The organism is Amycolatopsis thailandensis (assembly GCF_002234405.1).
Classification (GTDB): Bacteria; Actinomycetota; Actinomycetes; order Mycobacteriales; family Pseudonocardiaceae; genus Amycolatopsis; species Amycolatopsis thailandensis.
The window spans coordinates 32,498-56,784 of sequence record NZ_NMQT01000087.1; the positions used below are offsets into that span (position 1 = coordinate 32,498).

At 68.6% G+C, this 24,287-nt stretch carries 26 protein-coding genes; 16 read left to right on the plus strand and 10 right to left on the minus strand.

The features are described from left to right. Window positions 1–54: 54 nt before the first annotated feature. Complete coding sequence (locus tag CFP71_RS23680) at window positions 55–879, minus strand: ABC transporter permease (RefSeq protein WP_093936142.1); 825 nt, start codon at window positions 877–879, stop codon at window positions 55–57. Further along, entirely contained in the window at window positions 869–1,765 is an 897-nt protein-coding gene (locus CFP71_RS23685) for an ABC transporter ATP-binding protein (protein ID WP_093936143.1), read from the minus strand. The genes CFP71_RS23680 and CFP71_RS23685 overlap by 11 nt, the downstream gene beginning before the upstream one ends. Before the next feature lie 155 nt (window positions 1,766–1,920). Between CFP71_RS23685 and CFP71_RS23690 the strand changes: the two genes are divergently transcribed. Next, a complete protein-coding gene (locus CFP71_RS23690) occupies window positions 1,921–2,379 on the plus strand; it encodes a hypothetical protein (protein ID WP_093936144.1) in 459 nt (152 codons plus the stop codon). A gap of 49 nt (window positions 2,380–2,428) precedes the next feature. Here the strand turns inward: CFP71_RS23690 and CFP71_RS23695 are convergent, their stop codons facing one another. Further along, window positions 2,429–2,881 carry a hypothetical protein gene (locus tag CFP71_RS23695; protein WP_093936145.1) on the minus strand — a complete coding sequence of 151 codons (453 nt, stop codon included), beginning with the start codon at window positions 2,879–2,881 and terminating at the stop codon, window positions 2,429–2,431. After that, window positions 2,784–3,434 carry a hypothetical protein gene (locus CFP71_RS23700; protein WP_093936146.1) on the minus strand — a complete coding sequence of 217 codons (651 nt, stop codon included), beginning with the start codon at window positions 3,432–3,434 and terminating at the stop codon, window positions 2,784–2,786. Before CFP71_RS23700 ends, CFP71_RS23695 begins: the two co-directional genes overlap by 98 nt. Window positions 3,435–4,192: 758 nt before the next feature. Here CFP71_RS23700 and CFP71_RS23705 point away from each other — a divergent pair. From CFP71_RS23705 to CFP71_RS23715, 3 genes are all read left to right on the plus strand, one after another. Further along, complete coding sequence (locus CFP71_RS23705) at window positions 4,193–6,682, plus strand: CHAT domain-containing protein (protein WP_244199803.1); 2,490 nt, start codon at window positions 4,193–4,195, stop codon at window positions 6,680–6,682. A 213-nt stretch (window positions 6,683–6,895) separates the two neighbouring features. Next, on the plus strand, window positions 6,896–7,411 hold the full coding sequence (locus CFP71_RS23710; protein ID WP_093936148.1) for a lytic polysaccharide monooxygenase auxiliary activity family 9 protein: 516 nt from the start codon (window positions 6,896–6,898) through the stop codon (window positions 7,409–7,411). Window positions 7,412–7,488: 77 nt separating this feature from the next. Then, the gene (locus CFP71_RS23715) at window positions 7,489–8,448 is read left to right on the plus strand and encodes a DNA polymerase domain-containing protein (RefSeq protein ID WP_093936149.1); all 960 of its coding nucleotides are present in this window, start codon (window positions 7,489–7,491) and stop codon (window positions 8,446–8,448) included. Here CFP71_RS23715 and CFP71_RS23720 read toward each other — a convergent pair. The 3 genes from CFP71_RS23720 to CFP71_RS23730 all read right to left on the minus strand — a co-directional run bounded on the left by CFP71_RS23720 (window position 8,445) and on the right by CFP71_RS23730 (window position 11,032). Continuing rightward, window positions 8,445–9,038, minus strand: coding sequence for an AAA family ATPase (locus CFP71_RS23720; RefSeq protein ID WP_093936150.1), 594 nt, complete (start codon window positions 9,036–9,038; stop codon window positions 8,445–8,447). The genes CFP71_RS23715 and CFP71_RS23720 overlap by 4 nt on opposite strands. Window positions 9,039–9,104: 66 nt before the next feature. Then, window positions 9,105–9,770, minus strand: coding sequence for a DUF998 domain-containing protein (locus CFP71_RS23725; RefSeq protein ID WP_093936167.1), 666 nt, complete (start codon window positions 9,768–9,770; stop codon window positions 9,105–9,107). Between the two features lie 110 nt (window positions 9,771–9,880). Next, window positions 9,881–11,032 (minus strand): beta-ketoacyl synthase N-terminal-like domain-containing protein, encoded by a 1,152-nt coding sequence (locus tag CFP71_RS23730; protein WP_093936151.1) that lies wholly within the window; start codon window positions 11,030–11,032, stop codon window positions 9,881–9,883. Window positions 11,033–11,166: 134 nt separating this feature from the next. Between CFP71_RS23730 and CFP71_RS23735 the strand changes: the two genes are divergently transcribed. From CFP71_RS23735 to CFP71_RS23750, 4 genes are all read left to right on the plus strand, one after another. Continuing rightward, complete coding sequence (locus CFP71_RS23735) at window positions 11,167–13,743, plus strand: sensor domain-containing protein (RefSeq protein WP_093936152.1); 2,577 nt, start codon at window positions 11,167–11,169, stop codon at window positions 13,741–13,743. A gap of 129 nt (window positions 13,744–13,872) precedes the next feature. Continuing rightward, window positions 13,873–14,457, plus strand: a complete 585-nt coding sequence (locus CFP71_RS23740; protein WP_093936153.1) for an Rv1733c family protein — start codon at window positions 13,873–13,875, stop codon at window positions 14,455–14,457. Window positions 14,458–15,026: 569 nt separating this feature from the next. Next, window positions 15,027–15,590 carry a TetR/AcrR family transcriptional regulator gene (locus tag CFP71_RS23745; protein WP_208636022.1) on the plus strand — a complete coding sequence of 188 codons (564 nt, stop codon included), beginning with the start codon at window positions 15,027–15,029 and terminating at the stop codon, window positions 15,588–15,590. 1 nt (window position 15,591) lies between these two features. Then, window positions 15,592–15,954 carry a tautomerase family protein gene (locus CFP71_RS23750; RefSeq protein WP_093936155.1) on the plus strand — a complete coding sequence of 121 codons (363 nt, stop codon included), beginning with the start codon at window positions 15,592–15,594 and terminating at the stop codon, window positions 15,952–15,954. On the opposite strand, the gene CFP71_RS45630 is transcribed toward CFP71_RS23750, so the two are convergent. Together CFP71_RS45630 and CFP71_RS45635 are read right to left on the minus strand one after the other, a co-directional pair. Next, on the minus strand, window positions 15,955–16,356 hold the full coding sequence (locus CFP71_RS45630; protein ID WP_425266634.1) for a CDP-alcohol phosphatidyltransferase family protein: 402 nt from the start codon (window positions 16,354–16,356) through the stop codon (window positions 15,955–15,957). Further along, window positions 16,266–16,643: a hypothetical protein gene (locus tag CFP71_RS45635; protein WP_425266635.1), complete on the minus strand. Its 378-nt coding sequence runs from the start codon at window positions 16,641–16,643 to the stop codon at window positions 16,266–16,268. Before CFP71_RS45635 ends, CFP71_RS45630 begins: the two co-directional genes overlap by 91 nt. A 60-nt stretch (window positions 16,644–16,703) precedes the next feature. On the opposite strand from CFP71_RS45635, the gene CFP71_RS23760 reads away from it, so the two are divergent. The 6 genes from CFP71_RS23760 to ribA are packed head-to-tail and all read left to right on the plus strand — an operon-like array spanning window position 16,704 to window position 21,601. Then, window positions 16,704–17,684, plus strand: a complete 981-nt coding sequence (locus CFP71_RS23760; RefSeq protein ID WP_093936156.1) for a zinc-dependent alcohol dehydrogenase — start codon at window positions 16,704–16,706, stop codon at window positions 17,682–17,684. A gap of 21 nt (window positions 17,685–17,705) precedes the next feature. Next, window positions 17,706–18,104, plus strand: a complete 399-nt coding sequence (locus CFP71_RS23765) for a 6-pyruvoyl trahydropterin synthase family protein (RefSeq protein WP_093936157.1) — start codon at window positions 17,706–17,708, stop codon at window positions 18,102–18,104. Beyond that, window positions 18,101–19,168 carry a glycosyltransferase family 4 protein gene (locus CFP71_RS23770; protein ID WP_093936158.1) on the plus strand — a complete coding sequence of 356 codons (1,068 nt, stop codon included), beginning with the start codon at window positions 18,101–18,103 and terminating at the stop codon, window positions 19,166–19,168. The genes CFP71_RS23765 and CFP71_RS23770 overlap by 4 nt, the downstream gene beginning before the upstream one ends. Next, window positions 19,165–19,983: a class I SAM-dependent methyltransferase gene (locus CFP71_RS23775; protein ID WP_093936159.1), complete on the plus strand. Its 819-nt coding sequence runs from the start codon at window positions 19,165–19,167 to the stop codon at window positions 19,981–19,983. The genes CFP71_RS23770 and CFP71_RS23775 overlap by 4 nt, the downstream gene beginning before the upstream one ends. Further along, the gene (locus tag CFP71_RS23780; RefSeq protein WP_093936160.1) at window positions 19,980–20,966 is read left to right on the plus strand and encodes a lysylphosphatidylglycerol synthase transmembrane domain-containing protein; all 987 of its coding nucleotides are present in this window, start codon (window positions 19,980–19,982) and stop codon (window positions 20,964–20,966) included. The genes CFP71_RS23775 and CFP71_RS23780 overlap by 4 nt, the downstream gene beginning before the upstream one ends. Further along, window positions 20,963–21,601 carry a GTP cyclohydrolase II gene (ribA, locus tag CFP71_RS23785; RefSeq protein ID WP_093936161.1) on the plus strand — a complete coding sequence of 213 codons (639 nt, stop codon included), beginning with the start codon at window positions 20,963–20,965 and terminating at the stop codon, window positions 21,599–21,601. Before CFP71_RS23780 ends, ribA begins: the two co-directional genes overlap by 4 nt. A 69-nt stretch (window positions 21,602–21,670) precedes the next feature. On the opposite strand, the gene CFP71_RS23790 is transcribed toward ribA, so the two are convergent. Further along, window positions 21,671–22,366 carry a creatininase family protein gene (locus CFP71_RS23790; protein ID WP_167406248.1) on the minus strand — a complete coding sequence of 232 codons (696 nt, stop codon included), beginning with the start codon at window positions 22,364–22,366 and terminating at the stop codon, window positions 21,671–21,673. A gap of 17 nt (window positions 22,367–22,383) precedes the next feature. On the opposite strand from CFP71_RS23790, the gene CFP71_RS23795 reads away from it, so the two are divergent. Both CFP71_RS23795 and CFP71_RS23800 read left to right on the plus strand, forming a co-directional pair. Continuing rightward, window positions 22,384–23,172: an inositol monophosphatase family protein gene (locus CFP71_RS23795; protein ID WP_093936163.1), complete on the plus strand. Its 789-nt coding sequence runs from the start codon at window positions 22,384–22,386 to the stop codon at window positions 23,170–23,172. Between the two features lie 80 nt (window positions 23,173–23,252). After that, the coding region (locus CFP71_RS23800) for a glycosyltransferase family 4 protein (protein ID WP_093936164.1) at window positions 23,253–24,287 on the plus strand (1,035 nt) is incomplete at its 3' end.

Consider the following 24,287-nt stretch of genomic DNA (forward strand, 5'->3'; position numbering starts at 1 on the left):
CGACTTTGTCGGGACCCTGACCTTGAGGGTCCCTCAAGGAGGCCTTCACGGACTTCAGAGGACATCCCGGCGCCGCAGCAGCCAGCCGCCGAGGGCGGCGAAGACCACCAGGTACGCGGCCACCACCAGCGTCGCCTGGGAGACGCCGACCAGTTCCCCGATCCCCGGCGTCCCACTCGAAGCGCCGAGCGACGCGGCCAGTGAACCGGCGTTGGCCCCCGGAAGCGCCCGCTGCAGCGTGTCGACCCAGGAGAGCAGCGGGGCCGCGACCCCGAACAGCAGGTTCTGCACCACCAGCAGCCACACCAGGCCGAGCCCGATCGGCAGCGCCACCCCGCGCATCGCGATGGCGAGCACCGCGCCGAACGCCGCCCAGGTCATCGCGATCAGCCAGCCCGCGCCGATTCCCGTCAGCAGCGAGCCGATCGTGGGCCAGTTCATCGGCTCGCCCTCGGAGGAGGCGATGACCGCGCTCGTGACCGCGCCGGTCGCGAAGCTCGTCAACACGACCGTCAGGGTCGCGGCAGCCAGCGCGAACAACTTTCCACTGTAGACAGTCAGCCGCGAGGGACCTTGTGTCAGCACGGTCTTCCACGTGCTCCAGCCGTATTCGGTGCCGACGGCCAGCACCCCGATCACGAGCATGATCGCCCCGAGGAACACCGGCAGCCCGCCGATCGAGTTGCCGACCAGGTTCGACGGCATGGTCGAGGCCAGTCCGCGATCCGTGCCGGGCGCCCCGCTCGACGACCCCGCCGCGCCCGCGAGCGGCAGCAGGTAGGTGAAGGTCAGGCCGAGCACGACCGCGATCCCCAGCATGAACCAGTTCGCCGGACGCCGGACGAGTTTCGCGAGCTCGGCGGTGCAGCTACCCCACATGACTTGCCACCTCTCCGGTGAGCTCGAAGAAGACCTGCTCCAGATCCCGTTCGCGGGCGTGCAGTTCGCGCACCGCGATCCCTTCCGTGACGAGTTCGCGGTTCAGCCACGACGCGCGCTCCGGATCGACCGTCAGATCGAGCCCGGTCCCGCTCGCCCGCACGTTCTCCGCGCCGATCCAGCGGCGCACCAGATCGGCGGCGCGCGGGTTCTCGTCGGTCTCGATGTGCAGCACCGTGCCGCCGCGGAGTTCGGCCACCGTGTTCTCCGCGACCAGCCTGCCGCGGGAGACGACGCCCACCCGGTCGCAGATCTGCTGGACCTCGCCCAGCAGATGACTCGACAGCAGCACGGTGCAGCCCTCCGCGCCGAGCCGCCGGATCAGCACGCGCATGTCGGCCATTCCTGCCGGGTCGAGCCCATTGGTGGGCTCGTCGAGGATCAGCAGCCGCGGATCCTTCAGCAACGCCGCAGCGACCCCCAGCCGCTGCTTCATGCCGAGGGAGTAGGCCGAATACCGGTCCTTGCCGCGGTCGGCGAGATCGACCATCGCGAGGACTTCGCCGACGCGGAGCGGATCCGTTCCGCTGTAGCGGGCCAGCACCTTGAGGTTCTCCGCGCCGGACAGGTAGGGGTAGAACCCGGGTGATTCGATCAGCGCGCCGACTCCGCCGAGATCGCCGGGCGGTTTGCCGAACAGCCGTACGCTGCCCGACGTCGGCCGGACGAGACCCAGCAGCATCCGCAACGTCGTCGTCTTGCCCGCGCCGTTCGGGCCGAGGAAGCCGTAGATCTCGCCGGGCAGCACGGTCAGCTTCATCCGGTCGACGGCGAGCTGTTCTCCGTACCGTTTCGTGAGTTCGTCTGTGTCCACGGGAAGGTTCATGGTGACGAATGGTGTCTCGCGAGAGGCCTTCGCCACATCCGTTCCCAGGCGGCACCACGCGTACGTCAGGGGACGTAGGTGATGGCCGGAATCCTGCGACATCTGTCGAAAACACCGGTACCGGGCACCGGGGAGACGATTCTAGGCTCGGTGGCGTGTCGAAAGTCCTTTTGATCATCCACGTGCTCGCCGCCGTCATCGCGATCGGTCCGGTCACCGTCGCGGCCAGCATGTTCCCCGCCGCCGTCAGAAAAGCGTTCGCCGAACCGGGTTCCGGTCTTGCAGTGCCGCGCCTGCTGAACCGGATTTGCCGCGTCTACGCGATTCTCGGGCTGGCGGTGCCGTTCTTCGGCTTGGCGACGGCGGGGAGTATGCGGGTGTTCGGTGACCTGTGGGTGATCGTGTCGATCGTGCTCACCGCCGCGGCCGCCGGTGTGCTGGCGCTGCTGGTCCTGCCCGGGCAGAACGCCATCCTCGCGGCGCTGGCCGCCGAGCCGCCGTCGGAGCCGGTCACGGCCGGCCGCGTGGCGATGTACACCGGGATGTTCAACCTGCTCTGGGCCGTGGTGACGGTGCTGATGATCGTGCGGCCCGGCTCCACCACCGGCGCGTGAATGGTGGGGACGGTTCAGGGCAACCGTCCCCACCACTCACGAGGCTTCGTCAGGCGTTGAGCAGCTGATTGAAGAACGAGCGGTAGCGGCGCAACGCGATCCGGAGATCCTCGGTGGCCGGTTCGCCCTGGCTCCACTCGGCTTCCAGTTCCTTCTTGTGGTCCGCGAAGGTCGTGGCCAGGTTCTGGATCACCACGGCGACCAGTTCGTCGGCCTCCCTGACGGCCCGTTGCGGATCGTCCACAAAGGCCGTCTGGATGCCCTGCCAGCTATCCCGGAACCGGTCGACGTCGACGTTGTCGAACAACGTCTGCGCCTCGTCCTCACGGTGCTCGGCCGCCGTATCGCCCGCGCGCTCGGGCGCCGCCGCCACCAGGTCTTCGGTGCTCAGCGTGTGGCCCCCGTCAGCGGTCCGTTCCTCGTCGGGCCGATCCGTCGTCCCCGCGACGTTGTCCGTTGTCCGCGGTTCCGTTTCCTCGGTTCCGAGCGGCCTGCTGTCCATGACTCTTCGCTCCTTCGCCACCGTCGTCGGTCAAAAGATCTTCGAACACCTCTCGGTAGTGCTTCATCGCCTCGCGCATGTCCTCTGTGGACATTTCGGATTCCCGATGACGCTCCAGCGTGTCGTGTCCGGCGCGATAGTGCCGCAAGGCGTTCGCGTGCCGGACGGACAGATCCGCGAGCTGCTGGTCGTACCCTTCGGTCGGGTAACCGCGCTCGGCCATCAGGGAGACCAGTACCCGATCCGCCTCGACGACGGCGCCGGACGGACGGTCGACGAACTGTTCCTGGATCAGCGCCCATTCCTGCGCGTACCGGTCCTTTGTGGACGAAGACAGCGGCCGGATGTCGAGATCGGAATGCCGTTTCATCCGCGACGTGAGGTCGCGTTCCGCTTCCCGCGGGCTCTCGTGTTCCTTGACGGCCCGGTCGTATTCGGGTCCGAACGTCTCTTGTAATCGCCGCCTGCGCTGCCCCTGGATCACGAACCAGGCAGCCGCTCCCACAACCAGGACCGCGGCGATCACGATGATGACGACCAACCACGTTGGCATCGTTATCTCCTCCGGATTTCTCGCCGGTCAACCCCCGACGGGCCATGAGTGCCCGCGCCTTCGTGAGCGGAAACCCTTGTGCCGCAAGAAGTTTTGGATCTTAGGCCGGATGGCGCAGTGAAATGACCTCGATCCGGCCTTGTTCCGGTGAGCGGGGTAAGCCCTTGTCGGCCATTCGGATCAGGTCGTAAGGCTCGCTAACCAGGCGTCCCTCTAATGGGTGCCGCCGATGACTCAGTGTAGGTAAAAACTCCCGATCACTGCTCCGTTGTGGCACTATTGCCCCGTTCGCAGGAAGAGGGCCTGTGAACAGAGGGGGCCCGGCGTTCAAGGGCTGCCTGGTACGACAAAGAAAGATCATCAGGGGAGGAGATCGTCGAATGTCGACGCCTACGGACGTCAAGGATCCCATCGGTGAGGAGGAGCCGGTCGACCCGGCTCAGCCCACGCCTGACCAGGGGGAACACCAGCACAGCCCGGACTGCGATCACTATCGTGACAAGCTGCTGGAATGCTCAGGCGGTTGCGTGCAGACTCCGCCGCCCACTCCCTGATCCGTGACTCGAAGGGGTCCGGTCGTGAAGTTGTTCAACGGCCGGGCCTCCTTCGGCTACAGCGTGTGTTGTCATAGTTCAGTGGCTGTGATTGAGCTGAAGCACTCCGAGGTCATCCGTGAGGCTCGGGGGCTGCATCGTGCCGGTGTCGATGCGGCGTGTTCGGCCCGCCAGCGCGAAGGCATTCGTCTGCTCCGCAGAGGTATGGCATTGCTGGACTCCATTCACCCTGTCGCCGCGGAACATCACAACGACTGGCTGGCGACCAGGATCCGGCTGACCTGCACCATCGCGGCTCTTTCGTCAGAGACCGCGGGTGAGGTCGCGGCGGGCATGGCAGGTCTCGACGAAGTCCGGCTCTTGCTCGAATCCGTGTCCGACGCGCTTCTGCGTGCCGAACTCGGAGGACAGCTGGACCACAATTACGCTCTCCTGCTCATGGCCGCGGGCAGGAATCAAGAAAGCTTGGCCTACTTCGATTCGTCCATCGGGCAGAAGAACGTGGTCCTGGCTTCCGCGGAAGACCCGGCTTCGCTCTTGGGGCCTTATCTGGGCACGCTGGCGACACGCGGCTTGGCCAATACTCGATTGGGCGATGTCCGTAAGGCTCGCGACGACTTGACGCGCTCCATCGATCTCGCGGAGCGGTATGAGCTCAAAGCGCAGGCCGCCGATGTGATGAGGCCGCTCGGCTCGCTGGAGCTTCGAGTCGGGAATGTTCCCGCGGCGCTGCGCATCTTCAACAAGGGTGAACGCATCTATCGCGCGCTCGACATGAAGGTCCCTCCGCTCCTGCGGCTCGCTCAAGCCCAGGCCTTGTTGACGGCCGGGCTCGCGGAAGAGGCCGGAGGGCATCTTGACGAAGTACTGCCGGCGATGCTTGCGCAACGAAGTATCAGCCGCGATCTCGCGGACGTGGAGCTGTATCGCGCGTCCGCCGCGCTGATGACCGACGACCTGGAACTCGCGCGAACGTATGCCGCTTCGGCGCGGCGTCGTACGCTGCGCTGGGGGTGCCAGACCTGTGTCGCCAACGCGACCATCGTCGGTCTCCGCGCCGACGTGCGCGATGCCTTGCGCACCAACGAAATCCCGCCGACGCTGACAGCTCGCGCGCTCCGCGCGGCCAACGGGATGCCGATGCCGCGGCTCTCCGATCAGGCCGCGCTGGCGCGCATGCTGGCCGTCCGTGTCGAGTTGCGGAAGGGAAAACGCAAGCGTGCCACCGAATTGCTCGACCGGATTCCGCGGCCGGGACGGCTGACCTCCGTCGATTACCGCATGCTGCGAAGGCTTTGCCTGGCGGAACTCGCGGTGGCCGAAGGGAACAAGACCAGGGCTTTGGCCGAGATCCGGGCCGGGCTCACCGAACTCGACCGCGTCCGAGACCGGATGGGCGGCCTCGAGCTGGTGTCCGGGACGGCGCTGCACGGCCGGGAGCTGGCGGATCTGGCGGTCAAGATCGTGCTGGAGCGGGCCGACGCGGCCCGGTTGTTCGGCTGGACGGAACGGACTCGCGCGCAGAGCTACCGCTACGAACCCGTCGCCGCGACCGATCCGGACCTCGCGGAGCGCGTCGGTGAGGTCCGGGGGCTCGATCAGGCGATCCACCAGGCGCAGCACGACGGGCACCCGACGGCGGCCCTGCGCGCCAAGCACGCCGAGCGGTTGCGCGAGGCGCATCGGCTCGGGTGGCACACCGGGCGGTGGGGCAAGCCACGGCCGATCGCGCGGCTCGCCGAGGTCGCGGAGGAGCTGGGCGAGCGCGCGCTGGTGAGTTTCGCGTCTTCCGGGGACGACCTGGTGGCCGTGGTCGTCGCCGGTGGGCGGTGCGAACTGGTGCGGCTCGGCTCGGCCGCGCGGGCGGCGGAGTCCGCGCGGATGCTGAACGTCGACCTCGACGCCCTGGCGCCGGATCAGCTGCCGCCGCTCCTGGTCCAGTCGGTACTCGGTTCGGCGCGGAAACAAGCCGAACGGCTCGACACCCAGCTGATCCGCCCGCTGGAAGAGCTGCTCGGGGACCGCGGCCTGGTCGTCGTGCCGACCGGCCCGTTGTACGCCGTCCCTTGGGGCGTGCTGCCGGCGCTGCGCTCGCGGCCGATCGTCGTCGCGCCGTCCGCGACGGCGTGGCTGTGGGCCGAGCGCTCGGCGACGCCGGACTCGCGGAAGATCGTCCTCGTCCGCGGCCCGGGTCTCGTGGGGACCAGGGGCGAGCTGGACAAGCTCACCATGCATTACCGGGACGCGCACACGCTGACCGGCCCCGACGCGACGGTGACGTCCGTGCTCCAGGCGTTGGACGGCGCGAACCTCGCGCACATCGCGGCGCACGGCGCGCACGAACCCGAGAACGCCTTGTTCTCCCGGCTGGAACTCGCCGACGGGGCGCTCTTCGCGCACGAGATGGCGGGGCTGGCGCAACCGCCGTCGCAGGTGGTGTTCGCGGCGTGCGAACTGGCGCTGAACCGGATCCGGCCCGGCGACGAGGTGCTCGGTTTCGCCAGCGCGTTGCTCGCGAGCGGTTCGCGGACGGTGATCGCGCCGTTGAGCCGAGTCGGTGACGAGGCCGCGGCCGCGGCGATGGACGACTACCATCGCGGACTGGCGGAAGGCGCCGGACCGGCGACGGCCCTGGCGGACACCGTCGCCGTTGATCCGTTCCGGCGACCGTTCGTCTGTTTGGGTGCGGGCTGAACGTACGGCTTGACAACCCCTGTTCGATCTTCACGACTCCAAGTGCCCGGTTGGTTACTCTTGACCGAGTCGTCTGAACCAATTATGGTCTAGACCACATTCGCCAGCCTCCGCGCTTCGGCGGATGTGGTCCCGACCTTCATTGGTTTTTCGCTCGCTGTGGCCCAGGAATCTCGAGTCACCGGTGGGTGTTGAGATGGGAAAGGGGTAGGCATGAGCTTCAAACGACGGCTTTTGACCCTGGCGGCGGGTACGGCAATGGTGCCGGCGGCTCTGGTTGCGATCCCGGCGGGAACCGCCAGCGCGCACGGTTACGTTTCCTCGCCCCCGAGCAGGCAGGCACAGTGCGCCCAGAACACGGTTTCCTGTGGCTCCATCAAATGGGAGCCGCAAAGCGTCGAGGGTCCCAAGGGGCTCATGAGCTGTAACGGTGGTGTCGGTCGTTTCGCCGACCTCAACGATGACAGCAAGGGCTGGAAGGTGCATTCCCTCGGCCGTACCACCACTTTCCGGTGGACGCTGACGGCTCGCCACCGCACCAGCACCTGGGAGTACTTCGTCGACGGCGCCAAGGTCGCGTCCATCAACGACAACGGTGCGCAGCCTGGGGCCACGGTCACCCACAGTGTGAACCTGCAGCAGAGCGGGCGGCACAAGATCCTCGCCCGCTGGAACGTCTACGACACGGCGAACGCCTTCTACGCCTGCATCGACGCCAACATCAGCTAAGCGTCGGGCTCGTGGGTGGTGAAGACGGTGAGAACCGGCTTCACCACCCACGAGTTTTTTTGTGCAAGGCTCACCCCATGAGCGATGACGAGCGCGACGGGGTCAAGCTGACCAATCTCGACCAGCCGCTGTTCGAGGGCGCGACCAAACGCGATCTCGTGGACTACCTGGACGCCGTCGCGGACCGGATCCTCCCGGTGCTGGAGAACAGGCCGCTTTCGGTGATCCGTGTCCTGCGCGGCCAGGGCCCGTTCATACAGAAGAACCTGCCCAAGTACACACCTGACTGGGTGAAGCGGTACGGGATGTGGGCGGAGACGTCGAAGCGGCAGGTGTCCTACGCCCTCTGCGACGACCGCCGCACGCTGCTGTGGTTCGCGAACCAGCGCGCGGTCGAATACCACCCGACCTTGATGACCGCGGACACCGAAGCGGGCCCGTCTCATCTCGTGCTGGATCTCGACCCGCCGGCCGGGGACGATTTCGCGCATGTCGTGAAGGCGGCCGGGCTGGTGCGGCAGGCACTTTCGGACTCCGGGCTCTCCGGTGCGGTGAAGACCAGTGGTTCCAAGGGAGTGCACATCTTCGTCCCGCTGGTGCCGGGGCAGGGCTTCGAAGACGTCGCGGCCGCCACTCGCGCGCTCGGTGCCCGCGCGGAGCAGGTCGACCCGTCGGTCGCGACGACCGCGTACATCGTGGAAGACCGCGAGGGAAAGGTGTACCTCGATTCGACGCGGGCGGGCGGCAACACGGTCGCGGCGGCGTACAGCCCGCGGCTGCGGCCGGGACTTCCGGTGTCGTTCCCGGTGTCCTGGGACGATCTCGAAAACGTGGTCCCCGCCGATTTCACCGTCTACACGGCGCCCGATCTGTTGGGGGACAAGGATCCTTGGGCCGACGCGATGCCCGGGCCGCAGACGCTGCCCGCCGACCTCGTCGAACAGGGGCACACGATCCCGGTCGCCCGTGTCGTGGCGATGCACGAAGGGAAACGCCGCGCGAGGCTGCGTGCCCAGGAGGGCCAGGACAACGCCTAAGCGGCAGGCCGCTCGACCGGGAGGAGCCGGACTCTTCCCGGCTCCTCTTCCGTGACGAACCGCAGCGCGCCGGTGACCTCGCGGGTCACCATCCGCGCGCCGCGCCAGCCCGCCGGGACCCAGCCCGCCCGCAGGTCACGCCGCACCTTCTCGGCCCTTTTGACGTGACGGGCGAACGAATGCCGCCGGATGACGCGCCCGCGCGCGATCTGGCCCGCGCGCGCCTCCTCCGGGGAGACGTCGAGCCACAGCAGCCGGACGGGGCGGCGGCTCACCAGGCCGAGCAGGGCCAGCAGCCCGCGTGTCGTCGCGCGGGTCGAGGGCTCGTGCACGATCAGCGGGCCGCCGTCCGTCAGCGCGAACCGGACGACTCGCGCGCGGTGCCACACGTGGACCACCGGCCGGTAGCACCGGTACGGCAGCGCGGCGGGCAGGCGTCCGCGCAGCCGGGCGCGGACCTGGTCGGAATCGAGCACCGGTAGCGCGCCGGTCGCCGCCCTGGACAGCAGTGTGGTCTTCCCGGCCCCGGGAATCCCCGCGACCACCAGCAGATCGCGCCGGCCGAGCTGGAGTGCGATGCGATCGGTCATAAGGCCTCAACGACCCGGCCGATGATAAAGGTTCCTTTACCTTGATCCGCTCGGCTCCGGTACTGGTCAGGCCGTCACGGGTGTCTCCGGTGTCACCGTCCGGTCGGGAAGCAGCGTCCCGCCCTTGGTGAGCCACGCGACGCCGAACGCGAAGATCGCCACCGATTCCAGCCACAGCGCCGGGTAGAGCGACTTCGTCGCGTCGTCGAAGACGAGGCCGCAGAGCACGATCAAGGCCAGGCACACCAGCATGATCACGCCCGAGGTGACGTACAGCCGGTTCCGTTCGGGTTTGCGGGCGCCGGGGATCTCCTTGTCCGACTTGGTGAACAGCACGATGCAGAAGAAGGCCAAGGTGAGGAAGAAGACGGCGGCGAAACCGAGGTGCAGGTAGCCGATGAACACGTCCTCGCGGTCACCGTTCGACGGTGTGGTGGGGAAGAGCGCCACCCCGACCGCGGCCACCGCGGCGATGTTCCCGGCGATGTCGTCGACCCGGCCGTAACCCCGATAGGACAACAGGAAGACGCCGATGGCGCACATGACGCCGACCCAGACGTCACGCATTCCCGAGTAGTAGTAACCGCTGATCGAGTTGAGCAGGCCACCGCCGTCGACGATCAGCTTCCCGAAGATCAGCACGAAGGGCAGCCCGATCCCGAGGAAACCTATGGCGCGCCGCAGGAACAGGTAGTTGCGGACGAGATTGTCGGATGCCGTTCGCGCGCTCATGATCGCCTCCGTGCTCAATGCGTTGTCGCTACTCGGGAGTATCGACCACGTGAGCACGGTAAATGACGGTTCGTGACGACGTTGAGACCGTGTGTTATCGAATTGGCCGTCTACGCGGTGTCCAGCACGACAGAGGTCACGTAGCCGCCCATCCCGATCGACGTCTTGACGGTGAGCCCGCTTTCCGGCCGGGTCGGGCCTTCCAGCAGTTGCGGATGCCCGTCGGCCACCGGTTTCGGCGCCGGGATCAGGTCGTGCTCCGCGGCCAGGCAGCTCGCCGCGATCTCGGTGAGCGCGCTGCTCGACTGGCTGTGCCCGGTCAGCGGTTTGATCGAATAGATCCGGGTGCTGCCGGGGAAGACCGTCTCGAGGATCCGGGATTCCGTGCGGTGACAGAGTTTCGTGCCGGTGCCGTGCGCGTTCACGTAGCGGATGTCCGCGGCGGAGACGTTCGCGTTCTCCAGTCCCTCGGTCACCGCCGCGATCGCGGTCGTCGGGTCGGGGTCGAGCGCCATCGCGTTGTGCGCCTCGTGGGTCATGGCGCCGCCGAGCACGGACGCGTACGAATCGGTCTTCCGCTGGGTCAGCACTATCGCGACCGCGGCCTCGGAAAAGGTGAAACCCATTGTGCCCTCTTGGAAAGGACGGCACGCCTCCAGTGGCGGCACGTCGGTGATCGCCACTCCGCAGTGCACGAAGTTGCGGACCACCGGCCTGGTCGCGGACAGGTCGGTGGTGAGCACCACGACGTCGTCGGCCATGCCCGCGTCCAGCCACATCTTCGCGGTGAGGGTCGCGGCGCTGCCGGTCGCGCACATGGCGGACGTGGTCATCGACGGGCCGTGGAAGCCGAACTCCGCCATCAGCGAAGCGATCGGGGTCGAAGGCATCATGCCGATGAACTCGCGCCGGTACATGAGCTGATCGCCCATCTCGGTGAGCCTGTCCCAGCTCCGCAGGTCCTCGCGGACGCCGCCGGCGATGACGCCGACCCGTCGTCCCGGTGACCAGCCCCGTGAGCCGGCGTCTTCGATCGCGTCACGTGCCGCCGCGAGCAAAGCGCGGGCGTGCAGACTGCCGTCACGGGATCTGCCACCCTCGGCGACGTGCGCGACCCAGCCCGGTAGATCCGGTGTCTCGCCGAAGCCTTCGGTGAACTGGGCGCAGGGGACGCCGCTCGCGAGGCCCTCCCAGAGTGATTCGCGGCCCCAGCCGTAGGCGGTTACGGCGCCGATGCCGCAGATGTCTGTTTTGCTCCGCACGTGTTTCCCTTCAACTACATTCAGTCAACGCTGGGGTGGAATAGCCGCACCGATCAGCTGTCCGAGGGGGACGGCTACGTCGATTTAGTGATCTAATCGGAAGCTACAGCAGTCGAGTAGGGGGTTTGGATCAGATGGATCCTGACGATCTCGACGGTGGGACTCCCGACACCCACCGGCCCTCGGATCAGGATTCCTCGCCAGCGAACGGCGCCGCGACCCGCACGGTTGGAGAACCCGACCGGCATGCCTCGCTCGTCCGTCTGCTGACCGAGTTGTCCGCCGAGAGGGATCACCGCGGTGAACCCGCGCTCGCCTTTCTCGGCCAGGGGTACCGCCTTTTGGAGCAAAATTCCGACGGCGGCGCATTGGGTACGCAATATCTCACGATGGTCGAGGCGAGCCCTTACGGGATCTGTGTCCACCAGCGGGGCAAAATCGTGTTCGTGAACTCCGCCGCCATGCGGTTCGTCGGCGCGAAGGTGTCGACGGAGCTCATCGGGATGCACATCACAGACCTGGTCGAGGCGGATTCGCAGGACGCGCTGCTGGCGCGGATCGGTTCGCTGGTTTCGCCCGGCTCGTTCAGTGAACCGACCGAAATGACGCTGCGGACCCTCGGTGGCCGCGGCGTCACCGTCGAATCGCAGGCGGTGCTGACGACTTGGGAGGGCGAACCCGCCTATCAGGTGATCATGCGCGATCTGACCACGCAGAAGGCGGCCGAGGTCGGCCTGCGGTTCCAGGCCGCGCTGGTCGGACACGCGAGTGACGCGATCATCGCGACCTCGCCCGACGGGCTGGTGACGAGCTGGAATCCGGCGGCCGAGGCCGTCTACGGGCACGACCTCGACCAGGTCATCGGTGTGCCGGTGGCCGAGGTCGTCGGCGCGCCGATGAGCCCGCGGGAGGTCGTCGCGGCGGGCGGTGTCGTGCAGGCGACGCATTACAGCGCCGACGGCACGGCGCTGGTGGTGCGGGTCTCCGCGGCCGAGATGTTCGACGGCTACGTGCTGCTGTGCGCCGACGAGACCGCGCAGCGCCGGGCCGAGGCCGAATTCGCCACCGTCGTCGAAACGCTCGACGAGGGGGTGCTGGTGGTCGGCCCCAGCGGGCGGATCGAACTGGCCAACTCCGCGGCGCACCGGATCTCCGGTGTCCCGGAAGGCTCCCTGGTCGGACTGGAGAGCCGGACGCTGCGGCTGCACGACGAGAGCGGCGCCCCGGTGCCCGTCGAGGATCTGCCGTCCGCGCGCGTGCGGCGGTCCGGGAAGGTCGAGACCGGGAGGGTCGTGCAGGTGCGGCGGCGCGACGGTGCGCACCGCTGGCTTTCGCTGACCTCCGGTCCGCTGATGGCGCCGGGGCAGAGCGTGCCCTCGGTGCTGACGTCCTTCGCCGACATCACCGAACGGCGGGCGATCAGCGAGCGGCTGGCCTACGAGGCCACCCACGATCCGCTGACCCGGCTCGCGAACCGCACGCTCGCGCTGAACCGGCTGCGTCTCACGATCGCCGATCCGGCTCGCACGACCACCGTGATGTTCATCGATCTCGACAAGTTCAAGATCATCAACGACTCGCTCGGTCATACCGTCGGCGACCAGGTGCTGCGCATCATCGGCGACCGGCTGCGGGCCGCCGCCGGCCCATCGGACCTGGTCGGGCGGCTCGGCGGGGACGAGTTCCTGGTCATCACCACCGGTTATACCGAAGCCGCCGAGGTGCGGGCGCTGGCCGATCACCTTCAGCGACATCTCGCGGAATCGCTCACGGTGCACGGCCGGGAACTGCATATAAATACGAGTATCGGAATAGTGATCGCAGAGCCCGGCGATACCCGCAGTGCCGACGAATTGCTGGAAGACGCCGATTTGGCGATGTACCAGGCAAAAACATTCGGACCGGGCCGCTATGCCTTCTATGCGCCACTCATGCGGAAACGAGTACGGGACCGATTCGCACTGGAGCAGGATCTGCGCAACGCCGTCGCGGAGGGCCTGGTCGAGACCGTTTATCAGCCCGTCGTGGATTTGCGGACCGGCGAAATGGTCGCGGTGAAGGCGAAGTCCCGGTGGAATCACCCTGCCCGGGGGTCGATCGATCCGGCGGAATTGGCCGAGATCGCCGACGACGGCGATCTTTTGACGATCATCGGTGCGAAAGTCCTTGCCAAGGCCGCCGGCGAGATCTCGCGATGGCGTGCCGATCATGGTGTGCACTGTAATGTGAATGTGAGCCTTTCGGTCCGCCAACTGGGCGATCCCACGTTGCTGCAAGTGGTACAGACAACTTTGGAGAAGGCGGGGCTGGGGCCCGGGGATCTGAGCCTCGACGTCGACGAGACGGCGCTGAAGGACGCGGCCGACGCCGTCGACGCGCTGCGGAAGACCGGCGTGCGGGTGACCGCGGAACGGTTCGGCGCCGGGTACTCGTCGCTCGCCCAGCTGTGCAGACTCGACCTGAACGTGATCGAAATCGACCGGTCGTTCGTGGCAGACCTCGGGATTTCGAGCGACGCCGAGCCGATCGTCGCCGGGATCATGGCGATGGCGCACGCTGTCGATCTCGTGGTGGTCGCCGAGGGAGTCGAGACCGCGCAGCAGTTGAAGGTGCTGCACGAACTCGGCTGCGATTGGGCGAAGGGGCCGCTGGTGGCGCCGCCGGGACCGCTGGGGGACCTGAAGCCCGAGTACCCGCACGTGGTGCGGTGAACCGGGCGGCCGCCGCGTACGTGATCCCGATTGAGATCGTTCCTCGCGGCTGACGGGACCAAAGCCTCCTGTCACTCCGGCTCTTCGCGACGCAGTCTTGTCGGTGGGGAACCGGTGAGGAGGCCCGTCGTGTCGTTCGTTTTCCTGTGGCGCCGGGTCTGCCCCGGCCGGAACCCGCTCGCCCGGATCACCGACCGGATCGAGGCGGCCATCCTCATCGGTGGTGCCCTGGCGGCGCTGCTCGGCGTCCCGCTGGCCGCCGCGGCCGGTTCGGAGGCCTACGCGACCATGATGGCGCGCTCGGACTTCGAGACCGCCACGCGTCATGCGACGAACGCTGTCCTGCTCGAAGACGCTCCGCCGGCGCGTGTCGGCGTCGACGGGACTCCGTCCGCCGAGACCGCTCGCGTGCGGGCTCGCTGGGAGCTGTCGGACGGGACCTTTCAGGATGGCCTCGCGACCGCCGATCTCGGCGCTTCGGCGGGTGACGGGGTGACGGTGTGGCTCGACGAGTCCGACGCCGTCGTCGCTCCGCCGGTGATGCCGCTGGACGCGGCGAGTACCGGGATCGGCGTCGGGGTGGGGGTATGGCTGGTCGGCGTGACGCTGCTGGCTTCGGGATACCTGTTCGCGCTGCGCCTGCTTAACCGGGCGCGGCGGGCGGCCTGGGATCGGGAGTGGGAGCGGCTCGGGCAGGACTGGACGCCTTCCTGAGCGTGCCGGTTGTCGGGTCCGGAGGGCTGAAGGCTCCGGCCTTGGTGGTCTCTCAAGTACATGAAGGGGTCCTTCACGACGCTGGGCGCAAGGATGGGGGCCTTCATGTACTTGGGTGGGTCGTGAAGGCCTCCTTCCCTACTTTGAGGGTAGGGAAGGAGGCCTTCACGGACAGCCCGGGCCGCATCTAGAGGACTAAATGCGTTCTCGGCGTGGTCCCGGGGCAAGTCCGTGAAGGGGCCCTTCACGGACCCTGGGTCCCTCAAGGAGGCCTTCACGGACCGCCGAATCGCCTCAGGAACCTCGGTCGTCTCATGTGTCACATCAGGCGCGCGTGAAGGGGCCTTCGCGATGGCCCAAGTACATGAAGGGGTCCTTCACGGAGCTGGGCGCAAGGATGGGGGCCTTCATGTACTTGGGTGGGTGGCCTCGCATTCAGAGGACTAAATGCGTCTGTCGCGGGGGTGGCGGAGCGCTGACCTGCGGGTTCGAGGGAAAGTGATAGCAAAGGTCCCTTGCTCCCGCTGCCTCGGGTTGTAGCTGTACCTACTAGTATGTACAGTCTGGGTGTGGACAAGAGGGAACAGCTCATCGAGAGCACTCGCGAGCTCCTGTGGGAGCGCGGGTACGTCGGCACCAGCCCGAAGGCGATCCAGGAGCGCTCCGGCGCCGGTCAGGGCAGCATGTACCACCACTTCCAGGGCAAATCCGGACTCGCGCTCGCCGCGATCGGCCGCAACGCCGACGAGCTGCGCGCCAGGGCGGAGGCCGAGTTCTCCGGGCCCGGCACGGTCGTCGAGCGGGTCACGGCCTACCTGCGCCGCGAGCGCGACGCGCTCAAGGGCTGTCCGGTCGGCAAGCTCACCCAGGACCCCGACGTGATGGCCGACGCGGACCTGCGAAAGCCGGTCGAGGACGCCTTCGGCTGGGTCACCGGCCGTCTCGCCGAACTGCTCGAAGAGGGCCGCGCGGCCGGTGAGCTCGACGCCTCGCTCGACCCGCTCGCCACGGCGATCGCGCTGGTGGCGGTGCTGCAGGGCGGTTACGTCCTCGCCCGCGCCGCCGGGTCACCGGACGTGTTCGCGAAAGCCGTCGACGGCGCCCTCGGCCTGCTCACCACCAAGGAGAACTGACATGCCCTTCGTCCGCATCGACGCCGCCGGGACCGACAAGCTCGAAGCCCTCGGCAACGCCGTCCACGACGCGATGGTCGAAACGCTCGGCATCCCGGCCGACGACCGCTTCCAGGTCCTCAACGGCCAAAGCACCCTGAAGTACGAGGACTACCTGGGGATCCATCGGGACGAAGGGATCGTGTTCGTCGCGATCACCATGCGGCCCGGGCGCACCGACGAGCAGAAGAAGTCGCTGTACCGCCGGATCGCGGAACTCGCCGGGGAGTACGCGGGGACCGAGCCGCGGAACGTGTTCGTCACGATCTCCGAAACGGACCTGGTCAACTGGTCGTTCGGGAACGGCGAAGCGCAGTACGCCTGATCAGGCGGGAACGGGAGCGAAGGTGTGCTGCTCCAGCAGCCACCACGTGTCGCGGCCGAAAGACCACGTCAGCAGCCCCAGCGCGCCCAGCGTGACCACGAAACCGGCCCAGAGCGGCAGCACCGTCGAAGCCACCGCGACCAGCACGATGCCCTGCACCGCCGCGACCGTCTTGCGCGCCATGCTCGGCGGCAGCGGGGCGTTCAGCCACGGCCACAGCCTGCTCGCGGCGACGAAGACGTAGCGCATCGCGCCGATCGTGAGCACCCACGGGCCCAGCGACTGCGCGACGACCACGCTCAGGATCAGGATCAGATACGCGTCGACCTCCATGTCGAAACGCGCGCCGAGCGGCGACGCCGTCCCGGTGCGGCGCGCGACCTGGCCGTCGACGGCGTCCAGGCGACCGACGCGATGACGACCATCGTGACGATCTCCCGGCCCGCGGTGTCGACGACGAGCGCGGTCACACAGCCGACCAGTCCGGAACGGGCGAGCGTGACGGCGTCGGCCGGACCCAGGGAGCGCGCGGTGCTCCGGTGCAGGCCGTAAGTCAGGAATCCGCCGACGGCGATGCCGTAGGCCGCACCGGCGAGCCAGCCCAGCGGGCCCAGTCCGGCGACGGCGTCCAGCGTCCCCAGCAACGCCAGCTGGACGAGGACCCCCAGGAAAATACCGGGGTTGATCACGAGGCCTCCTCGTTATGGTGACGGCGACCCCGTCTCCGGGGTCCGGCATGAGAGGACACGATGGAACGCGCCTTCTGGTTCAGTGGTTCCGGTGACGGCGAGCTCAGGCCGGTCACGCTCCCTCCGGTCGGCGACGGCGAGGTGCTGGTCCGCACGCTGTGCAGCGGCGTGAGCCGGGGCACCGAGACGCTCGTGTTCCGCGGCGAGGTCCCGGCCAGTCAACGAACGGCCATGCGCGCGCCGTTCCAGGAGGGCGACTTCCCAGGGCCCGTGAAGTACGGCTACCTCAACGTCGGGGTGGTCGAACGTGGCCCCGAAAATCTCGTCGGGCAAGTCGTTTTCTGCCTCTATCCACATCAGACGCGTTACGTCGTCCCGGCGTCGGCCGTCACGCCGGTGCCGCACGGCGTGCCGCCGGAGCGCGCGATCCTCGCCGGGACCATCGAGACCGCGGTCAACGCCGTCTGGGACGCGGCGCCGAAACTCGGCGACCGGATCGCCGTCGTCGGCGCCGGGATGGTGGGCAGCAGCGTCGCGAAGCTGCTGTCCGGCTTCCCGGCGACCAGGGTGCAGCTGATCGACGTCGACCCGGAGCGCGCGAAGGTCGCCGAAGCGCTCGGTGTCGACTTCTCGGCACCGGAGGACGCGCTGGGCGACTGTGACCTCGTCGTGCACGCCAGCGCGAGCGAAGCGGGGCTCGCGCGTTCCCTGGAACTCCTGGCGCCGGAAGGCGAGGTCATCGAACTGAGCTGGTACGGCGACCGCCGGATCAGCGTCCCGCTCGGCGAGAACTTCCACTCACGACGGCTGACGATCCGGTGCAGCCAGGTCGGCATGGTCTCGCCAGCCCGGCGCCTGAACCGGAGCTACGCGGACCGCTTGGCGATCGCGCTGGAAATTCTCGCCGATCCCACCTTTGAAGTGCTGGTCAACGGGGAATGCCGGTTCCATGAACTACCGGACGTCCTTCCGCGTCTGGCCGCGAATGAACCAGGAACGCTCTGCCTCCGTGTCACCTATCAGAGGGAGAACACGCGCTAAGGGCACTACCCGGGAGGTCCGTTGTTCAGCATCACCGTCCGCGACCACGTCATGGTGGCCCACAGCTTCCGCGGCGAGGTCTTCGGACCCGCGCAGAACCTGCACGGCGCGACCTTCGTGGTGGACGCGACTTTCCGCCGGTCCGAACTGGACGCGGACAACATCGTCGTCGACATCGGCAAGGCGACCGAAGAGCTCAAAGCCGTCCTCGCCGACCTGAACTACCGCAACCTCGACGACGTGCCCGAGTTCGCCGGCATCAACACCTCGACCGAGTTCCTCGCCAAGGTGATCGCCGACAGGCTCGCCGGCCGCGTCCACGCGGGAGCGCTCGGCGAAGGCGCGCGCGGACTCGAAGGGATCACCGTCTCGCTGCACGAATCCCACGTCGCGTGGGCGAGTTACGAGCGTGCGTTGTGAACGGCCTCCACGTCGTCCTGCCGAACGACATCGACGACTCGAGCACGCCCAGCGGCGGCAACGTCTACGACAGAAGGCTTTGTGACGGCCTCGCCGCGGCGGGAGTGGAGGTCCACGAGATCGCCGTGCCCGGGAACTGGCCACGGCCGGACACCGAGGCGCGCAAGGCGCTGGCGCGCGAACTCGCCGACCTGCCCGCCGGTGCGGCGGTCCTGCTCGACGGACTGGTCGCCTGCGGGGTGCCCGAAGTGATCGTGCCGGCGGCGCGGCGGCTGGCGATCGCGGTGCTGGTGCATCTGCCGTTGGCCGACGAAACGGGACTTTCGCCTTCGCTCGCCACCGAACTCGACAGGTTGGAGCGGGAAACGCTCGGCGCTGTCGAGGCCGTGGTCGCGACCAGCGACTGGGCGGCGCGGCGGCTGATCGAGCATCACGACCTCGCCCCGCATCGCGTGCACGCCGTCCCGCCCGGGGTCGACAAGGCCGAAGTCGCCTCCGGGAGCCTGGACGGGACACACCTCGTGTGCGTCGCCAACGTGACTCCGCGCAAAGGCCAGGGCCTGCTCGCGGACGCGCTGAAGTCGCTCAGGGACCTCCCGTGGAGCTGCGAATGCGTCGGCGCCATCCGCCGCGAAACCCGCTACGTCGAACGCCTGCGGCGGCACACCCTCGGCGACCGATTCACCCTCACCGGCCCGCGGTCCGGCGAAGCGCTCGAAGCGACGTACGCGGCCGCGGACCTTCTCGTGCTGCCTTCGCGCGCGGAGACCTACGGTATGGTCGTCACCGAAGCGCTCGCGCGCGGCATCCCCGTGCTGGCGACCGCTGTCGACGCCTTGCCGGACACCCTCGGCCGGTCGCCCGACGGCAGTGTCCCCGGGATGCTCGTCCCGGGTGAGGACGTCAGCGCGCTGGCGAAGGCTCTTCGCCGCTGGCTCACCGAACCTGAACTCCGAGAACAGCTTCGCGCCTCCGCTCGCCTTCGCCGCGAGACGCTGACCGGCTGGGACGAGACAGCCCGCGGTGTCGCCGCCGTGCTGCTGAGCGAACGGACGGCGGCATGACCAAGTACGCCCCGAGCTGGCTTCAACTGCGGGAAGACGCCGACGCGGCCGCCCGCGCGACCGAGTTGATCGAGCCGGTGCGGGTGTTCCTGCGCGGGAAGGACGAGGTCGTCGTCCGGGACCTCGGCTGCGGGACCGGTTCGCTCGGCCGCTGGCTGGCCCGGCGGCTGCCCGGCAGGCAGCGCTGGATCCTGCACGACCGCGACCCCGACCTGCTCACCCACGCGCTGGCCCGCACCAGCCGTCCGGGGCAGGCGTTGGACGGGAGCGAGGTCACCGTCGTCACCGAAGAGCGTGACATCACCGAATTGGGCGCCGATGACCTCGCCGGGACCTCGCTCGTGGCGGCGTCGGCGTTGCTCGATCTGCTCACCGCCGAGGAGATGTCGCGGCTGGCCGAGGCCTGCGTCGAGGCGGGGTGCGCGGTCCTGTTCACGTTGAGCGTCTCGGGCCGGGTGGTGCTGTCGCCCAAGGACAAGTTCGACATCGAGATCTCCGACGCCTTCAACGCGCACCAGCGTCGCGTGACCAACGGCCGGTGGCTGCTCGGCCCGGACGCGGTGGACGTCGCGTTCGGCGTCTTCGAACGGCTCGGTGCCACCGTGCGGCGCGCGCCGAGCCTGTGGCGGCTCGGGGCGGATCAGGCCGCGCTCACCGCGGAATGGCTCAACGGCTGGGTCGCCGCCGCTTGCGAGCAGCGGCCGGAGCTTTCGCAGGACGGCGACGCCTACCTCCAGTGGCGGCTCGCGCAGTGCGCGGCCGGTGAACTGAACGCGACGATCCAGCACGAAGACCTCCTGGTGGTGCCGTCGTGAAGCGACTTTGGCCCTGGCTGAGGATCCTCGGCGCGCTCGCGATCCTCGGGGTGCTCGTCTGGCAGCTGGGCACGCGTGCGTTCCTCGACGGACTCCGTGAGGTCGACGCGGGCGGTGTCGCCGCCGCGCTCGCGATCGGTTTCGCCACCACGGTTTTCAGCGCCTGGCGCTGGTGCCTGGTCGCGCGGCGGCTCAGCCTGAAGTTGTCGCTGCCGACGGCCGTCGGCGAGTACTACCGCGCGCTGTTCCTCAACGGGGTCCTGCCCGCGGGTGTGCTCGGCGACGTCGACCGCGCCGTGCAGCACGGCCGCGGCGCCGGTGACGTCCTGCGCGGCGTCCGCGCGGTGGTGCTGGAGCGGACGGCCGGGCAGGTCGTGGTGATCGGCGCGTCGGTCGCCGTCGTGCTCGGTACGCCGTCCGTGGTGCCGCCGCCGATCGACGGGGTCGTCATGGTCGCCGGGATCGTGGTCGTCGTGCTCGCTTTCGCGGCCGTCGTCACCGGGATGACGGCGGGGAAACACTGGATCCACAGTGGATCGAAGTGGCGCCGCGGATTCGCCGTCACGCTCGCCGACGTCCGGCTCGGCCTGCTGACCAAGGAGACCTGGCCCGGCGTGAGCCTGCTTTCCGTGGCCACCCTGGCCGGTCATCTCACGTTGTTCGTCGTCGCCGCGCGGGCGGCCGGGGTCACCGCCCCGGCCGGCGAGCTGCTGCCGCTGATGATCCTCGCGCTGCTCGCGATGGGCCTGCCGCTGAACATCGGTGGCTGGGGCCCGCGCGAAGGCGTTTGCGCGCTGCTGTTCGGCGCGGCCGGGCTCGGTTCGGCGCAGGGCGTCACCGTGGCCGTCGTCTACGGCGTGCTCGCGCTCGTCTCCAGCCTTCCCGGTGCCGGTGTGCTGCTCGCCGGCTCCTTCAAGACCCGCACACCGGCCGCACCGCGCTTCGCGGCGAGGACACCCGTCAAGACAGGAGACACGCGATGACCGTCGAGAGAGTGGTGGAGACCAGGCTGCCGACCCGGTACGGCGTTTTCCGCGCGTACGGATACCTGGACGCCGACGGCACCGAGCAGATGGCGCTGGTACACGGCGAAATCGCCGGTTTCGGCACGCTGGCGCGAGTCCATTCGGAATGCCTGACCGGCGACGTCTTCAGTTCGATGCACTGTGAATGCGGGGATCAGCTGGCCGCCGCGCTCATGGCGATCGTCAAAGAAGGCGCCGGAGTTCTCGTATACGCCCAAGGCCACGAGGGACGCGGGATCGGCCTGCTCGCGAAGCTGAAGGCGATGCGGTTGCAGGACGAAGGGCTCGACACCGTCGAGGCGAACATCGCGCTCGGGCTGCCGGTGGACGCGCGTGACTACCGCGCGGCCGCGGCGATCCTGACCGATCTCGGGGTGCGTTCGGTGCGGCTGCTGTCCAACAACCCGGCGAAGGTCGACCAGCTGACGCGGCACGGCGTGCGGATCAGCGAGCGGGTGCCGCTGCTGGTGGCGCCGAACGACGAGAACCTGCGGTACCTGCGGACGAAACAGGAACGGATGCACCACTTCCTGCCGCATCTGGACCTGGTCGACTCAGGAGAGCGCGGCCAGGTGGGCGCGGCGGGGGGCTGAAGGGGCCCTTCGCCGCATGCCATGCGACGAAAGCGCCCTTCGCCACATGATATGCGGGGAAAGTCCCCTTCAGCCCAGCGCGGCCAGAGTCTCCCCGAAGCTCTCCACCAGTGACTCCAGCACCAGCCGTCCCTTTTCCGCCGTCGCCAGCGAAGGCCGCCCCACCACACCGGACTCCGAATACGGCCGAAGTCCGACGGTGAGCAGGTGCCGCCTGTCGTCGGCCAGGTGGTCCGCCTTCTCGAAACCGGGCCGGATCAGCGAAGGATGGGCGTGCAGCAAAAGGGAAGTCTCCAGTTCCCCGGCGTGCATGTCGCTGTCCAGCGACGTTTCGAGCCCGGCCGCGTCGTGCGCGGCTTGCCAGCCTTCGACACCGGGGAACAGCGCCATCGGCGAGGTCGATTCCTGGACCACATTGGACAGGACGTAATTGCCGCCGTGCGCGTTCACCAGCACCAGTTTCGGCACGCCGGACCGGCGCAGCGAGGCGGCGACGTCGTTCACCACGGCGTACAGGGTCGCGGCCGAGATACTGACCGTGCCCGCCCAGTCCGCGTGTTCGTGCGAGCAGCCGATCGTGATCGGCGGGAGCCGGAGCACCGGATACGCCGAGGCGACGGCGTCGGCGATGGTCGTCGCGATCACCGCGTCGGTGGCGAGCGGGAGGTGCGCGCCGTGCTGTTCGAAACTGCCGACGGGGAGCACCGCGACGTCGGCGCCCCGGGCGCGCTCGTCGGCCGTCGTGGCCGTCGGGAACAGGTTCACCCGGCTACGGTACCCACATGACCGACCACGCCGCATTGTTGTCCGTCGCCCGCGAGGCCGTCGCCAAGGCCACCGGGATCATCCGCTCGATGACGTCGTTTTCCGTTGCCGCCAAAGGCGATCGCGACATGGTGACCGACGTCGACCTCGCCGTCGAGGACGCCGTCCGCGAGTTCCTGGCGCGCGAGACCCCGGAGATCGGCATCCTCGGGGAGGAACGCGGGCACGAAGGCAACACGGATCTGTGGTGGGCGCTCGACCCGGTCGACGGAACGGCGAACTTCGCGCGCGGCATCCCGCTGTGCGGTGTTTCGCTCGGCCTCGTCGACGGGCTGAAGAGCACGGTCGCGGCGATCTCCCTGCCCTTCCTCGACGTCACGTACACGGCTGCCGAGGGCCAAGGCGCGTACGCGGGCGAAGAGCGTCTCGAAGCTTCGAAAGCGACGAAACTGTCCGACGCGATCGTGAGCATCGGCGACTTCGCGGTCGGCGAGGGCGCGGAGGTCAAGAACCGGGTCCGGATGGCGTTGCTGGCCGAACTCGGCGGCCGCGTGCAACGGGTCCGTTTTCTCGGCTCCGCGGCGATCGACCTGGCCTGGGTCGCGCACGGCAAACTCGACGCGAGCGTCATCCTCGCCAATAAACCGTGGGACACGATGGCGGGAGTCCTCCTCGTGCGCGAGGCCGGGGGAGTGGTCGTCGACAGTGACGGCGGCGATCACACGGTGCGTTCGGCGGCCACCATCGCGGTAGGCGCCGGGCTGCGGGACGAGATCGTGGCGGCGATCGCGCGCGTCGGCGCGTGAAAAGTTTGTCACCTCCGGTGTGAACCGGCCGGGCGCCGCGTCCGTGTTCCCTGGTAAGGCGCCCGCATCTGGAGGTAACCGTGTTCACCTCGAATGTCCGCGTGACCGAACCGGTCGTCTTCGTCCTGCCGGGGGAGGCCGGGGACACCAGCGGTGAGTACGACCGCCGCATGTGCCAGAACCTCCCGGCCACCGGCCTCCCGTTGCTCGAACTGCCGATCGCCGGCGACTGGCCGATGCCGAGGGCCTTGTCCCGGTCGAGATTGGCCCGATCGCTGGCCGCGCTGCCCGACGACACCGTGGTCCTGATCGACGGCACGGTCGCCTGCGGGGTCCCTGAGATCGTGGTCCCGCACGCCCGGCGGCTGCGGCTGGCCGTCCTGGTCCACCAGCCGCTCGCCGACGACCCCGCGCTCGACCCGGCGCAGGCCGCCGAACTCGACGCGTGCGAGCGGGAGACCCTGCGGCTCGCGGGAATGACCGTCGCCACCGGGCCGTGGCTCGCGCGGCAGCTGATCGACCGGCACGACCTCGACCCCACCCGCGTCTACGTCGCCACACCCGGCACCGACGCGGCCCCGCTCGCGGCAGGCGCGGACGGCGTCTCCCGGCTGCTCTGCCTCGCGCCGATGACCGCGCGCCACGGGCAGGACGTGCTCATCCGGGCACTTTCGACGGTCGACGAACTGGCGTTCAAATGCGTGTTCGCCGGGGCGACGCACCACGATCCCGCGTACGTCGACGAATTGCGCTGGACGGTCGAACGGCTCGGGCTCGGCTCCCGGATCAGCCTCATCCGGCCGCCGGAGGACCTCGATCTGGTCTACGACGGCGCGGACCTGCTCGTCCTGCCCGCTCGCGGCGGCACGTCCGGGCTGGTCGTCGCCGAGGCACTGGCGCGCGGGATCCCCGTGGTGGCCACCGACACCGCCGGCGCGCACGACGCGCTCGGCACGGCACCCGGCGGCGGGGTGCCCGGCATGCTGGTGCCGCCGAACAACCCGGCGGCGCTCGCGACGGCGTTGCTGCGCTGGTCGCTCGACGCCGAACTCCGTCACTCGCTGCGCACGGCGGCGCTCGCGCGGAGCAGTGCCCTCGAGGAATGGGACGTGGTG

Coding starts and splice junctions, on each gene's coding strand:
- CFP71_RS23720 (WP_093936150.1), bottom strand. CDS start 9,038: ATGACCGATCGCATCGCACTCCAGCTCGGCCGGCGCGATCTGCTGGTG.
- CFP71_RS23775 (WP_093936159.1), top strand. CDS start 19,165: ATGACCAAGTACGCCCCGAGCTGGCTTCAACTGCGGGAAGACGCCGAC.
- CFP71_RS23735 (WP_093936152.1), top strand. CDS start 11,167: ATGGATCCTGACGATCTCGACGGTGGGACTCCCGACACCCACCGGCCC.
- CFP71_RS23710 (WP_093936148.1), top strand. CDS start 6,896: ATGAGCTTCAAACGACGGCTTTTGACCCTGGCGGCGGGTACGGCAATG.
- CFP71_RS23695 (WP_093936145.1), bottom strand. CDS start 2,881: ATGGACAGCAGGCCGCTCGGAACCGAGGAAACGGAACCGCGGACAACG.
- ribA (WP_093936161.1), top strand. CDS start 20,963: ATGACCGTCGAGAGAGTGGTGGAGACCAGGCTGCCGACCCGGTACGGC.
- CFP71_RS23705 (WP_244199803.1), top strand. CDS start 4,193: ATGGCATTGCTGGACTCCATTCACCCTGTCGCCGCGGAACATCACAAC.
- CFP71_RS23750 (WP_093936155.1), top strand. CDS start 15,592: ATGCCCTTCGTCCGCATCGACGCCGCCGGGACCGACAAGCTCGAAGCC.
- CFP71_RS23700 (WP_093936146.1), bottom strand. CDS start 3,434: ATGCCAACGTGGTTGGTCGTCATCATCGTGATCGCCGCGGTCCTGGTT.
- CFP71_RS23725 (WP_093936167.1), bottom strand. CDS start 9,770: ATGAGCGCGCGAACGGCATCCGACAATCTCGTCCGCAACTACCTGTTC.
- CFP71_RS23715 (WP_093936149.1), top strand. CDS start 7,489: ATGAGCGATGACGAGCGCGACGGGGTCAAGCTGACCAATCTCGACCAG.
- CFP71_RS23685 (WP_093936143.1), bottom strand. CDS start 1,765: ATGAACCTTCCCGTGGACACAGACGAACTCACGAAACGGTACGGAGAA.
- CFP71_RS23795 (WP_093936163.1), top strand. CDS start 22,384: ATGACCGACCACGCCGCATTGTTGTCCGTCGCCCGCGAGGCCGTCGCC.
- CFP71_RS23680 (WP_093936142.1), bottom strand. CDS start 879: ATGTGGGGTAGCTGCACCGCCGAGCTCGCGAAACTCGTCCGGCGTCCG.
- CFP71_RS23760 (WP_093936156.1), top strand. CDS start 16,704: ATGGAACGCGCCTTCTGGTTCAGTGGTTCCGGTGACGGCGAGCTCAGG.